Genomic DNA, 13,885 nt, shown 5'->3' with positions numbered 1-13,885 from the left:
ATACTTATGGCAGTAGACTTGCTACTCGGCCTACAATGGGGCGATGAAGGAAAAGGAAAAATTGTAGATGTCCTTACAAAAGATTATGATATTATCGCTCGCTTTCAAGGTGGTCCAAATGCTGGTCATACCTTAGAGTTTGATGGCCATAAACATGTACTGCATACCATACCCTCAGGAATTTTTCATGAAACAGCAATTAACCTAGTTGGTAATGGTGTTGTGATAGATCCTGTAATATTCAAAAAAGAATTAGACAATCTTGAAAAATTTAATTTAGACTTACAATCTAAACTTTTAATTTCTAGAAAAGCTCACATAATCCTGCCTACACATAGGTTATTAGATGCTGCGTCTGAAGCTTCAAAAGGAAAAGCAAAGATTGGGTCTACCCTTAAAGGAATTGGCCCAACATATATGGATAAAACTGGAAGAAACGGTTTACGCATAGGAGATCTAGAATTAGACGGCTGGAAAGATAAATACAGAAAGTTAGCAGATAAGCATGAAGCTATGATTAACTTCTATAATGTAGATGTCCAATATGATTTAGCTGAACTGGAAACAGAATTTTTTAAAGCTGTAGAGGTTTTAAAAACATTACAGTTTATTGATTCTGAAGAATATTTGTTCCAAGCACAAAAAGAAGGAAAATCTATATTAGCTGAAGGCGCTCAAGGCTCTTTATTAGATATTGATTTTGGAACCTATCCTTTCGTAACATCATCTAATACAACTGCCGCAGGAGCCTGCACCGGTTTAGGTATAGCACCAAACAAGATTAAAGATGTCTTTGGAATTTTTAAAGCATACACTACTCGTGTAGGCTCTGGCCCGTTTCCAACTGAATTATTTGACGACTATGGCAAAACCATGGCTAAAGTAGGTAATGAATTTGGAGCTACAACAGGACGCCCAAGACGATGTGGATGGCTAGATCTTGTAGCTCTTAAATATGCAGTACAAGTAAACGGTGTAACACAATTAATGATGATGAAAGGTGATGTACTTAGCGGTTTTGATCATCTTAAAGTTTGTACAGCTTATAAATATAAAGGAGAAGAAATACAACATCTTCCATTTAATATAGAAGCAGAAAATGTAACTCCTGTTTATAAAAAAATGAAAGGCTGGAAAGCAGACTTAACAAAAATGACAGAAGCTTCACAAATGCCTGATGCATTAATTGATTATATAAACTTCTTAGAGGATGAGTTAGAAGTTCCAATTAAAATTGTTTCAGTCGGTCCAGACAGAACGCAGACAATTAAGCGATAATAATTATACATTAAATAATTTATCATAACCCTAAAGTTTTCTTTAGGGTTTATTTTTTTCGCTTATTTCTGTAAATAAAATATAAGACTACGCAAAGTATTGGTAAAACAACATATAATATTAAATCTGCTGGATTACTTAAATCTATTGCAGAATTGTTTACAGGATGCGGTACTTCTTTAGGAATTTGAATAACTGATAACATTTTTTATTTAAATGTATAAAGAAATGTTGACACCAATTATTAAATAAAAGCAAAAAACCTACGATAAAAAATATCGTAGGTTTTTAGTTGCGGAGAAAGAGGGATTCGAACCCCCGGAGGTGTGACCCTCAACAGTTTTCAAGACTGCCGCATTCGACCACTCTGCCATTTCTCCAATAGCGAGTGCAAATATAATATCTTTTTTTAATACATAAAAGCACTATTCCTTTTTTTTGAAAAAAAATATTTTACTCTATATTTTCTCTTTAAAGTATTGTTTATCTTTAATCCTATAAATTAATTTAAAAACTATGAAAAAAACATTTTTGTTATTAGGACTTGTAATTTTATCAAGTTGTGGAGGTGCTCAAAAAAGCCTTGAAAATGCAGATCCAACAAAGTATTCTGAAACTATAACACCTAATGATCTGAAAGAGCATTTATTTATTTATGCTTCAGATGAATTTGAAGGTAGAAATACAGGTGAACCAGGGCAAAAAAAAGCTATTGACTATTTAAAATCAAATTATGTAAAATTGGGTATTCCTAGTCCGTTAGGAGATAGCGATTACTTTCAGGAAATTCCAGAGAGCTATTTTAGAGGAAACATTAAATCAAGTGAAAATGTAGTAGCTTTTATAAAAGGAAGCGAAAAGCCTGAAGAAATTGTTGTTTTATCTGCCCATTTAGACCACGTCGGTAAAAAGGATGGTCAAATATATAATGGCGCTGATGACGACGGTAGCGGTACTGTAGCGCTGCTTGAAATGGCTCAAGCTTTTCAAAAAGCAGTTAAGGATGGTTATACACCTAAAAGAAGTATTTTGTTCTTACACGTTACTGGAGAGGAAATTGGTCTTTATGGCTCAAGGTTTTATACAGAAAATCCTATTTTCCCTTTGAAAAACACAGTTGCCGATTTAAATGTTGACATGATTGGTAGAATTGGTGAAGGTAAAGAAGGTAATGATAATTATGTATACTTAATAGGCTCTGATAAACTTTCAACAGAATTACACGAACTAAGTGAAATGGTAAATTCTAAATATGTAAACTTAGAATTAGACTATACTTACAATGACGAAAATGATCCTAATAGATTTTACTATAGAAGTGATCATTATAATTTTGCGAAAAATAATATCCCTATTATATTTTATTTTAATGGTGTTCACGAAGACTATCATCAACCAACAGATACACCAGATAAAATTAACTATGATTTACTGGCAAAAAGAACAAAGTTAATCTTCTTAACAGCTTGGGAAGTTGCTAATAGAGATAAAAGAATTACTGTAGATAAAGCTTCTAAATAAGTATAGCTTTTTTTAATAACTTATAAAAGTCTAGAGTTTATATCTCTAGGCTTTTTTTCATGTCGTATAGATGATTTGGCATTAAAGTTTTATTAATACTCTTCATATTTAAATTATAAAACTCTAAAGTGTATATTAAAGCTTGTTAGGTATTAAGGTTTCAACTTGCTGAAACTGCTGTAATCATTATTATTACACCCATTAGTTAAAAGTATATAACTAAACAAAAAAAAGCCTTGCAAGTTGCAAGGCTCTTTTAAATTATACTATTAAAAATAAACTACTTAAACTGTAGCATCATTTTCAAGTTCTTCCTTCTCTTTATACTTAAGATCAATACCACGTTTTTTAACTGTATCAAACATTACTGGAGTTGCAATAAATAATGAAGAATAAGTACCAACTACTACACCTATTATTAATGAGAACATAAAGCCTCTAAGTGGTGCTGCGAAAATAAATATTGCTAGTAACACTATTAACGTTGTTAAAGAGGTATTTAACGTTCTACTCAAGGTACTACTTAATGCACTATTTATAATCTTAGACATTGGCCATTGTTCATTTTCATTAAAATACTCACGTATTCTATCAAAGACAACTACCGTATCATTTAAAGAGTAACCTATTACTGTAAGTATGGCAGCAATAAATGCCTGATCTATTTCCATATTAAAAGGCATAAACTTGTATGTTAATGAGAATATACCCAATACAATTAATACATCGTGGAATACAGCAGCAACAGCTCCTAAAGAGAACTGCCATCTTCTAAAACGTAATAAGATATAAAGGAATACTACTAACAGTGATCCTAAAACAGCCCAAACAGAAGCCTGTTTAATATCATCTGCAATTGTAGGGCTTACTTTGTAATTACTCATTAAACCAGCTTCCTTATCTGAAGATTCTTGCTTAAAGTCTTCATAAGTCATGCCTTGAGGAAGGTTTTGCTTTAGCGAGTTATAAAGCATTTCCTGTATTTCATTATCAACTTCTGTACTTGTTTCTTCTACCTTGTACTTAGTTGTAATCTTTAATTGATTATTTGCTCCTAATGTTTTAGCCTCTGCACTTTCAAAAGTTGCAATTAAGTCTTGCTCAATTTCGTTAGCATCTACATCTTTATCAAAACGTACCGTGTAAGTTCGTCCTCCAACAAAATCAACACCTTGATCTAATCCTTGTGTAAATAAAGATCCTAAGCCTACAGCTATAATTGCTGCAGAAATCACATAAGCAATTTTACGTTTTTTAAGGAAGTTTACATTTACGTTCTGGAACCATTTTTTAGTGATTGGTGTTGAAAAAGCTAATGATTTTCCATTTTTACCATAACCGTCAATAAATAATCTTGTAATGAAAATTGCAGTAAATAATGATGTTGCAATACCTATTAATAACGTTGTTGCAAAACCTTTAATTGGTCCCGTACCAAATACTAATAATATAAGACCTGTTAGACCTGTTGTAATGTTTGCATCTAAAATTGAAGATAGTGCATTATTGAAACCATCTTTAATAGAGTCTTTCTGAGATTTTCCTTTTGCTAACTCTTCTCTAATACGTTCGAAAATAAGTACGTTGGCATCAACCGAAATACCTATTGTTAATACTATACCTGCAATTCCTGGTAAAGTTAACACAGCTCCTAATCCTGCTAAAATTCCAAATATGAATAAAATGTTTACAACTAAAGCAACATCAGCATAAGCTCCTGCACGACCATAATAGAATATCATCCAAACTAATACAAATAACAATGCTATCACAAATGACATTAATCCACTATCAATTGCTTCTTGCCCTAATGATGGTCCTACTACTTCACTCTGTATAATATCAGCTGATGCTGGTAACTTACCTGCTCGTAAAACATTTGCTAAATCTTGTCCTTCTGCAACAGTAAAGCTTCCTGAAATCTCTGTACGACCTCCAGAAATTGCACCACTTGTAGATGATGGCGCAGAGTAAACCACATCATCAAGCACAATTGCTATTGTAGATTGTTGTTGGTAAGCACGACCAGTCATTTCTTCCCAGATCTTAGCTCCTTTTCCATTCATTTGCATAGAAACTGCTACTTGACCAGCTTGGTTATATACCTGTGCAGCATCTGTTACAACACCTCCACTTAGTTCTGGCTCATTATCACGGTTTCCTTTTACAGCGTATAACTGCACTAAACCATTCTCATCTTCTATTCCCCAAAGAAATTTAGTGTATTTCTGTTCTGCTGGTAATAAAGCTTTTACTTGAGGTTTCTTTAAATAGCTATTAACTTTAGCAGTATCCTTAGCGTTAAAGACAGCTATTACAGGACCACCTTGGTAACCTGGTGCTACTATAAGTTCTAATAACGGGTTATTACCTGAAGCAACTTCTGTAGAGTCGTTTTCTTCAGCTAATAAATCTTCTAAATCATCTCCTGCTGCAGTTTCAGTAGAATCTGTTACTTGCTCTGCATTTTCAATTTCAGTAGAAGTTGATTGAGTTTCTTTTATGTAAGCATCTGCATCAACTAAAAACTGACCAAAATTAGAGCCTACTAATCCATCCCAAAATTCCAATTGAGCTGTACTTTGTAATAGCGTTCTTATACGGTCTACATCTTTAGCTCCTGGTAATTCTACCAAGATACGTCCAGATTCTCCTAAACGTTGAATGTTAGGTTGTGTAACCCCAAACTTATCTATACGCTTACGTAATACCTCGAAAGCAGAAACAATGCTTTCATCAATTTTTTTCTTTAATACTGTTGCAACTTCAGCATTAGACATCTCGAAGTTAATCTCGTCGCTAAGTGTTTTATTAGCAAAGATATCTGGAGACGCTAATCTTGCATCTGGAATGTCATTAAATGCTTCAAGAAATAAATCGATATAATCGTCTTGAGCATCTTTTTGAGCTTCGTCTGCATTAGCCAAGGCTTGGTTAAATGCTGGATCTTTAGAGTTATTAGATAAACCTCTTAAGATATCTTTTACAGAAACTTGAAGAATAACGTTTATACCACCTTTAAGGTCAAGACCTTTATTAAGTTCTTTATCCTTAGATTCATTGTAAGTCATCCCTAAGAAACCTTCTTCGTTTCCTATAGAATCTAGATAACGAGTTTCTACCTCTTCACGAAGAGCAGAGTAGTTTTCTGTACTCTCGCTAATTTGTTGCTTTGCAAATGCTTCTGCATCGCTTTCTGTCTTGTTAGTAAAAAAAGTAAATGAAAGTTGGTACAGAGAGACCAACCCAAACAAAATGGCAAATACTCTAATTAATCCTTTGTTCTGCATTATTCGATAATTTATTGACTTTAGCCTAGTTGCACGGCTAAATGTGCTCTTATTTTAAAAAACGGACAAATATAGGGTTTCAGTTAGGAATAGCCAATAATTTCTTTGGTGATGTTATTCACAAAAAAACCTGCTATATATTACTATATAACAGGCTTGTATCTAAAATTATTAAGACTTGCTTAAAATTCTAATGTGCCATTTGTTTTCTTAACAGCTTCTGCGCTTTCTGTAAGTTTCGTTTTTTCAGCGTCACTTAAATCTATCTCTACAATCTTCTCAATACCATTTCTACCTAATATAACTGGAACACCGATAGCGATATCATTTAAATTATATTCTCCTTCTAACAATGCAGAACAAGGAAACATTTTTTGTTGGTCGCAAGCAATTGCTTGTACTAAAGCAGATACTGCTGCTCCTGGCGCGTACCAAGCAGATGTACCTAAAAGACCTGTTAATGTTGCTCCACCAACTTTAGTGTCTTCCATAACTTGATTTAAGCGGTCTTCAGATAAAAATTCTGAAGCTAATACAGAGTTACGTGTTGCCAAACGAGTTAAAGGCACCATACCTTTATCACTATGACCACCTATTACCATACCATCTACATCACTAATTGGTGCTTCTAAAGCTTCTGCTAGGCGATACTTAAAACGTGCACTATCTAATGCGCCACCCATACCAATAATTCTGTTCTTTGGTAGGTCTGTAGTTTTGTGTACTAAATATGTCATCGTATCCATTGGGTTACTAACCACAATGATAATTACGTTTGGTGAATGTTTTATGATGTTAGAAGATACATCTTTAACAATACCAGCATTTATACCAATTAACTCTTCACGAGTCATACCTGGCTTACGAGGAATACCACTAGTAATTACAGCTATATCACTATTTGCAGTTTTACTATAGTCACTTGTAGATCCTGTTATCTTGGTATCAAAATGGTTTAAAGATGCTGTTTGCATCAAATCCATCGCTTTTCCTTCTGCGTAACCTTCTTTAATATCTAAAAGGACAACTTCACTAGCAAAATCTTTTATAGCAATATACTCGGCACAACTTGCACCTACTGCTCCTGCACCTACTACGGTAACTTTCATATTATTATATTTTATTTGGTTATTTTAATTGTTCTGCAAAGGTATGGAAATCTGTTGTTTTGGAATATTCAAGACCTTATAAAGTTGTATAAAATTTATAGACAACTACCATATTAATCTTGTGAAGGTGACTATATTTATATCGAATAAAAAAATCCTACTCGTTAAAATAGGATTTTTAAAAAGATTAGGGTTATTTATTATTCTTGCACCTCAACATAGATAACGTTTTCAAAAGCCTCTCCATTCTTTAATAATCCTGAGACATTGATTTCATAGCGACCTGTTTTATCTGCCGTTACAACTTTAAACGTAGTTGGCTTTAAAGGAATTGATGGTTTCCAAAAAAGTTGAGCTCTAAAATCTGGTATATTCTTTTCTGAATTTTCTTTGTAGTTTGGTGTAAAGTATGACTTATCGTACTCCAATGCTTGTAGTGTAATCTCTTTAGCTGAAGCATCTAAAGTATTTGGGTAAAAGTCTTTTTCTTTAGTAACTACAGACACAACACCATTATAAATTTGACTACCTCGTCTATATTGCTCTGGCACAATAGTTATATTTTCTATTGTATAAGGGTCTAAGTTAATTAAGGCTTTGGTATTGTATTGCTTAAAACCATCAATCAAAATTAAAGGTGGTTCTTCAGATTGACTCACAGTTTCATCTTCATTGTCATAATTGTATACAAGAAGGTTATAACCATCATCCGTTTTTCTAAAACCCGCAAGGTTTATAACCTCAATAAAAGTTTCTCTTACAGTACCAAAACGTGTATATTCATCTAACACAAAGGTTTCTCCCAAAGGCTCATAAAATTTATCAGAAAATTTAGGCTCTAAGATTGTGTCTTTCTTTGCTTCATAAAATGCATTCTCAATTTGTAGGTCTATACTTTTTTGAAGCAACCAAGAGTTTACAGTCTCACTTACAGCCACAGTATTGTAATTTAACTGATTTTTAAATTTAAATGCTTTGTCATCTAAGTTGATTGAAGCATTTGGAAAACTAGCCTCATTTATACTTACCACAGCATTTTGAGATTTATACGGTGCATTTAACACGAAATAAAATTTACCGCTAGTATTTGTGATAGCCTGTAAATTAATAAAATCTTCGCCAGGCATAGATAAACTCACATTTACATCTTGCAAATTGCCACTTGGACCAGAAACTGTACCACTTATAATTTCTCCTCTTAATTCTGGAATAGCGTTATAGTTTGTTATTGGTTGTATGTTATCGGCATTTGTATCTTCATTAACTTTAATTGGAAGAACTTCTCTAACTGAAAGTGATGCAAACAAAATATCATCTTGCATAGGCATTACATTTATAGTAAGCTCATCTCTCTTATTTAATGTTGAAGTAGAAGTCTCTATTGAAACTACAGAGGTTTTTGAACCCTTTACTACAGAATCGTATGCTATAGTTGCTGTACTGCGCTCCGGTTTGTTATATGTTTTAAACGTATTTATGACATAAACATCCTTTTCAGCAAAAGGTTGTTTTGTATTATATTGAGATAACATAGTGTAGGCTACCAATTTATAATGCCCTGTAGATAAACTTGTAGGTATAAAGTAGTCTGAGTTTGCCTTACCGTTTGCAACTTGTAGCTTATGCTTAAAGATGCTTGTGTTTGTCTCATCAAATAACTCAACGTAAAGCACTTTACTCAAGTTACTAGTTTCGTTATTATTTGTTAATACACACGAGTATAACAGCTTTTCTCCTGCAAGAAAAGTCTGAGAATTACTAGTAAGGTGTACCGTTTCTTCTGGCCACTCTTTTGCTAATTGCTGTGCTTGTATTGTACTACTGCTAATTATAAGCAGCAAACAAAATTGTAATGTTGTTTGTATTATTCTTCCCAAAATTCTGGTATTTCGTTAGAGTTAGCTATAGTTGTACAGTCGCCACATTCTGGCCTTACAAGAGTTACTTCTGGAAACTGAAAGTTTACCAATGTATATAAATCTGAATTTACAAGCTGTATGATAAAGTTACGCTCATTACGATCGCCATCTTGAGCAGAGTTATCGTTGTAGCTTAATAATATCTCTTCACATTCAAAAAAGTAATCTGGACGTGTTAAATTAAAATCTTCATAGTTAAAGAAAATGCGACTTTCGGTGTAACTGGCAACTTCAAAAAAGCCAATAATATTTTCATCTTCATCTGCTTCATTATTAATATTACCTACTACAAATCCTGGCTGATTTTGAGACAAGAAACTTTCTAAATTTCCAAAGTCGTTTAAAATTCTATAAAATGAATTCGCTTCTATACTTTGAGAATATTGTTTTACCAATATACTGTACCGCTCTCGAATTATAGGATCTGTATTTGCTATAAAGCGAACCGGAACATTGTTAACAGATGCGCCTGTAACATTTGAAGTAGATGAGATTCTAATACCGAATGAAGGTGCTGTATTATAGCAAACTCGCTCTTCTTGTTCTCTTTCTGTTATTACTATATCATACTCAAACCCATTAACTGTATTATCCAGATTCTGAATATCTATATCTTGATCTGAATGGCTTGGAGCTATTACCTTATATGTCTCATCGTATTCATACCTAAAGTAATTTACTTGATCACTTGACCCTGTAGAGTTTACAAAAATTTGTAATCCTTGAACATCGTTCTTAACAGCTGGCTCCACAAAAACAGAATCTATTTGGGCTGTTGCTGGCAGTGATTGCGCAGAAGAAGTATAGGTCTTACCGTTTACATTTATAGTTAATGTATAGGTTAAATCTTGCTGTGCTGCATAAGCTTCTGTAGAGACGTAAACACCATCTACATCATATATATATGAATAACTTTGACCATTAGATGCTGTTACAACAACACTCGCATTATCTACATATGCAGATTCTTGAGAGTTAAGCTCAACTGTTTGAGAGAGTTTTATTTGTTGTATCTCATTTACATCGGTTAAGGTGGCTTCAACCACTAACAACGTTTCAAAGTCGAAGGTTTCTAATGGGATTTCATCTTGGCAACTAATTCCTAAGAAAAGTATTCCCAAAACCGCAATTAGTTTAAGTGAATTAGTATATGTTTCTTTTAATTTCATAAGATATATTTTTCCTGGTATGCTTTGTTTTAAAAACATCCTTAAAATTTAAAGTTGTAAGTAATTGTAGGTACTGGCACAGAGAAAATAGATGTTTGGTACGCTTTAATTTCCTTATTATCGTTTACAAAGTACACAGAATATGGATTGTTTCTTCCCAATACATTGTATATAGATATGTTCCAGAAACTGTGAGCTAATTTCATTTTCTTATGATTACCTTCTATATTAAATCCTATATCTAGTCTAAAATAATCTGGTATTCTAAAGTCATTTCTATCACTGTACACAACTTGCTCTTCTCCTGCAAATTCAAATTTTCCTACAGGATATGTAATTGGTCGTCCTGTTTGGTAAGATGCATTAAATGAAACACTGTAACGCTGTGTTATTTTATAGTTTGCAACTAGAGAAAAATCGTGTGGCTTATCATAGTTTGCAGGAAAATACTCTCCATTATTTACACGCTCATCTGGATTTTCACTATCTAATTTTATGAAGGTTCTAGAATAAGTATACCCAAAATACCCATTTAAATTACCTTTTTTCTTTTTCAATAAGAACTCAACCCCATAAGCTTGACCTTCACCTTGCAAAAGTTCTGTTTCTATATTTTCATTTAATGTAAGGTTAGCGCCGGTTTTATAATCTAAGATATCATCTAAAGATTTGTAATAACCTTCTAAACTTACTTCCAAGTCCTGATCATCAAAGTTTCTAAAAACTCCTAAAGAAAATTGAGAGGCTTTTTGAGGCTTTATATTTAAGTCTGAAAGCTTGTAAGTATCTGTAGGAGATATTGTGGTGTTGCTAGACAGCAAGTGTATGTATTGCAATGTCCTATTATAACCAGCTTTTAAAGATAGCTCTGGCGTAAGGAAGTAACGTCCAGAAAAGCGGTATTCTAAACCACCATAGGTTTCTACAACTTCATTATCATCATATGTGTTTTCACTTACTACTGTACTTTCATTTTTAGGCGCTCCATCTTGGTATTCACGTTGTACAGATGGACCTAGGTTTGCATAGTGAGAATAACGTAATCCTAAATTTAACTGAAGCTTCTTATTAACCTCATACTCATCAGATAAAAAGATAGCAGACTCCACAGCCCGTTCACTTTGTATGGATAAAGGCTGAATTGTCGAGCTATCTCCTTTACCTTCAATATTACCTGGATCTATATTATAGTATTTTGCAGCACCACCATATAATAAGGTATGCTTAGGATCTATTTTATGGTTAAGGTTATATTTTAACTGAGATTCATTTATGGTATAATCAAACAAGAAGTCTTTATCACTATTGGCATCAAAATCTATTTCGAATTGATAGTTACTGTGTGAAAGAATTAATTCCCCTTTCTTCTTATCATTCCATTGGTGTGTATAGTTTACTGAAGCTAATGCATTATTATACCTATATAAAGAATCTGATGTAATACTAAATTTATCATCACTATAATATACAGATGCTTTTACTTGGTGCTTGTCGTTAATCTTATCATTATAATTAATGATACCATCGTAAAATGAAGCTTCACTATCTTTTAAAGATTCTTCAGAAAGTGATCTTAATATCCAGCCAGAATAGGTTGCTCTACCTCCAACAAGTATAGACGATCTATCTTTTACAACAGGCACCTCTAATGTTAAGTTACCTGTTACTGGACCAATTGATCCTTCTCCAGAAATCTTTTCTTTATTACCAGCTTTTGTTTCAATATCGAAAACAGAAGACAAACGACCTCCAAACTCTGCTGGAATATTTCCCTTATAAATATCTACAGATCCTGTTGTAAACGGGTTAATGCCTGAGAAAAATCCTAAAAAGTGAGATGGTGAATAAATAACAGCATCATCTAATAAAATTAAGTTTTGATCTGCTCTACCTCCACGAACATTGTAACCTATAGAGCCTTCACCTGCTTTTTGTATTCCTGGCAATGTTACTGCTACTTTAAGCACGTCCCTTTCTCCCAATACTAATGGAATAGTTTTTATTTCCTTTAAGTTAATTCTGGATATACCAACGGTTGCTTCTCTAATATTTTCACTTTTATTAGACTCAATAATAACTTCTTTTAAAAGCTGAGCATCTTCAACTAAATTAAAATTTAAAGAACCACTACCATACAGTACTATTGTTTTAGACTCTAAACCATATCCTAATCCAGAAGTTTCTACCCTATGTTGACCTGCTGGTAACCTTAAGGTGTAAAATCCGTTAGCATCTGTAGTAGTATAAATAGATTTATCATTAGCAGAAATAACCAAATTATCTATACCTGCGTTTGTTTTTGAGTCTCTTATATAACCTGTTAGCTCATACTCACTACCAACTCTAGCAGAAGATCTTTTTCCAATTGTAATAACATTTCCATCTGTAATGTCTTGGTTAAACTCTTCAGCAAAAATGGGGTTTGCTTGTGTGTTGTTTCGCTTTAAACTATCTACAACAAAGCCTTTAGGCAGTTCACTTACGATAGAGTTGTTTTTTACCAAAACAACTTTATCTTCTGAGTATTTGTAAAAGTTTAGTGGTGTATCATCTAAAACCTCTTTAAGTAATGCCTCTAAAGTATATGTGTCTTTTACAACACTTGTCTTTTGGTCTTTTATCCAATCTTCAATCACATAAAACTGAACATTAAACTGTGCTTCAATTTCAGACAGAATGTCTAAAATTGGCTCGTTTACAGCGGTAAAGGTTATTTCTTTTTTGTCTTGAGCTTGTAGGTTAACAGCAAATAATATTACTAAAAACACTATAAGTTTTCGTAAAAACTGATTCATAAAGTAGTGGTCTGCTAATTAATTGTAGTGAGTCTTTTGTCTATAAACCTAGCTAGGTTTACTAGGTATGCCTTTTCATCAGATTTTCTTAAAGATTTGTTGGCTTTATTATAGTCTTTAATCTGCTTTTCTAAGTCTGGAAATAGTTTTATAAAATCACGATGGTTAGAAACTTCTATAAACTCATTATTGTAGTTTAATAAGAAGGTAAATCCTTCAATAAATTTATAACTCACTAAAGAACTGTTTCCTAAAACAGATTTAGGTGTTTTTCTTAGGTCTACGTAAAAATTATAGTGATTACCGAGATAAGCAACTTCATAAAACGAATTGCCATCATTTATAACAGGTAGCTTAACAAATGAGGTGTTGTGAATTTTAAATTCTGAAACCTTGGAAGGTATAAGCTTTAGGTCAAAATAAGAAAGATTATCTTTTGTGTTAACCAATAACACATCTTCTATTAAATCATACCTTAGGAAAACATCTTGATAGGATTGGTTGTTATAGGTTACTTCTCCCAACTGGTATTGTAATTCTTTAAAATACCTATGTTCATTTGCATTACTTCTATATTCATCTTCAAAATTAACACCTTCAAGCAGGTTAATATTTTGTTGACCTAAAAGTTGATCGTGTTGTTGTAATGCTTTGGTTCTTGTTGAAGAATTTTGGGCAGAAAACGAACCAATCGAAAGAAAAATAGAGACTATTAGAGCGTAATTTATATTCACTTAATAAAGATTTTAGCTTTTTGAGAAAGTGAATATAGTTGAAAAACATATATTATCTACGAAGTGTAAT

9 protein-coding genes and 1 tRNA gene are annotated in these 13,885 nt (G+C 32.8%); 2 read left to right on the top strand and 8 right to left on the bottom strand.

Annotation, left to right across the window (positions count from 1 at the left end):
• Window positions 1-6: 6 nt before the first annotated feature.
• On the top strand, window positions 7-1,278 hold the full coding sequence (locus tag CA2559_RS08675) for an adenylosuccinate synthase (protein WP_013187498.1): 1,272 nt from the start codon (window positions 7-9) through the stop codon (window positions 1,276-1,278).
• Window positions 1,279-1,327: 49 nt separating this feature from the next.
• Here CA2559_RS08675 and CA2559_RS13760 read toward each other — a convergent pair whose 3' ends face one another.
• Window positions 1,328-1,483, bottom strand: a complete 156-nt coding sequence (locus CA2559_RS13760; RefSeq protein WP_013187497.1) for an adenylosuccinate synthetase — start codon at window positions 1,481-1,483, stop codon at window positions 1,328-1,330.
• 90 nt (window positions 1,484-1,573) lie between these two features.
• Window positions 1,574-1,658 (bottom strand) — tRNA-Ser (locus tag CA2559_RS08670).
• A 136-nt stretch (window positions 1,659-1,794) separates the two neighbouring features.
• On the opposite strand from CA2559_RS08670, the gene CA2559_RS08665 reads away from it, so the two are divergent.
• On the top strand, window positions 1,795-2,799 hold the full coding sequence (locus tag CA2559_RS08665; RefSeq protein WP_013187496.1) for a M28 family metallopeptidase: 1,005 nt from the start codon (window positions 1,795-1,797) through the stop codon (window positions 2,797-2,799).
• Between the two features lie 284 nt (window positions 2,800-3,083).
• Here CA2559_RS08665 and secDF read toward each other — a convergent pair whose 3' ends face one another.
• The 6 genes from secDF to CA2559_RS08635 form a co-directional block, all read right to left on the bottom strand.
• Window positions 3,084-6,089 (bottom strand): protein translocase subunit SecDF, encoded by a 3,006-nt coding sequence (secDF, locus tag CA2559_RS08660; RefSeq protein WP_013187495.1) that lies wholly within the window; start codon window positions 6,087-6,089, stop codon window positions 3,084-3,086.
• Between the two features lie 182 nt (window positions 6,090-6,271).
• On the bottom strand, window positions 6,272-7,198 hold the full coding sequence (mdh, locus tag CA2559_RS08655; RefSeq protein WP_013187494.1) for a malate dehydrogenase: 927 nt from the start codon (window positions 7,196-7,198) through the stop codon (window positions 6,272-6,274).
• Between the two features lie 200 nt (window positions 7,199-7,398).
• Entirely contained in the window at window positions 7,399-9,075 is a 1,677-nt protein-coding gene (locus tag CA2559_RS08650; RefSeq protein ID WP_013187493.1) for a hypothetical protein, read from the bottom strand.
• The gene (locus CA2559_RS08645; RefSeq protein ID WP_158305532.1) at window positions 9,063-10,286 is read right to left on the bottom strand and encodes a DUF4249 domain-containing protein; all 1,224 of its coding nucleotides are present in this window, start codon (window positions 10,284-10,286) and stop codon (window positions 9,063-9,065) included. The genes CA2559_RS08650 and CA2559_RS08645 overlap by 13 nt, the downstream gene beginning before the upstream one ends.
• Window positions 10,287-10,327: 41 nt before the next feature.
• Window positions 10,328-13,081: a TonB-dependent receptor gene (locus CA2559_RS08640; RefSeq protein ID WP_013187491.1), complete on the bottom strand. Its 2,754-nt coding sequence runs from the start codon at window positions 13,079-13,081 to the stop codon at window positions 10,328-10,330.
• Between the two features lie 14 nt (window positions 13,082-13,095).
• Window positions 13,096-13,815 (bottom strand): hypothetical protein, encoded by a 720-nt coding sequence (locus CA2559_RS08635; RefSeq protein WP_013187490.1) that lies wholly within the window; start codon window positions 13,813-13,815, stop codon window positions 13,096-13,098.
• Between the last annotated feature and the right edge of the window lie 70 nt (window positions 13,816-13,885).

Origin of the sequence: Croceibacter atlanticus HTCC2559, from assembly GCF_000196315.1 — a bacterium.
Taxonomy (GTDB): domain Bacteria; phylum Bacteroidota; class Bacteroidia; order Flavobacteriales; family Flavobacteriaceae; genus Croceibacter; species Croceibacter atlanticus.
Note: the sequence above shows the minus strand (reverse complement) of the source record. Positions and strands in the feature narration are given on the sequence as shown.

What these genes read in the sequence shown, in the direction of transcription:
- CA2559_RS08675 (WP_013187498.1), top strand. Translation starts at nt 7, where the DNA reads ATGGCAGTAGACTTGCTACTCGGCCTACAATGGGGCGATGAAGGAAAA.
- CA2559_RS13760 (WP_013187497.1), bottom strand. Translation starts at nt 1,483, where the DNA reads ATGTTATCAGTTATTCAAATTCCTAAAGAAGTACCGCATCCTGTAAAC.
- CA2559_RS08665 (WP_013187496.1), top strand. Translation starts at nt 1,795, where the DNA reads ATGAAAAAAACATTTTTGTTATTAGGACTTGTAATTTTATCAAGTTGT.
- secDF (WP_013187495.1), bottom strand. Translation starts at nt 6,089, where the DNA reads ATGCAGAACAAAGGATTAATTAGAGTATTTGCCATTTTGTTTGGGTTG.
- mdh (WP_013187494.1), bottom strand. Translation starts at nt 7,198, where the DNA reads ATGAAAGTTACCGTAGTAGGTGCAGGAGCAGTAGGTGCAAGTTGTGCC.
- CA2559_RS08645 (WP_158305532.1), bottom strand. Translation starts at nt 10,286, where the DNA reads ATGAAATTAAAAGAAACATATACTAATTCACTTAAACTAATTGCGGTT.
- CA2559_RS08640 (WP_013187491.1), bottom strand. Translation starts at nt 13,081, where the DNA reads ATGAATCAGTTTTTACGAAAACTTATAGTGTTTTTAGTAATATTATTT.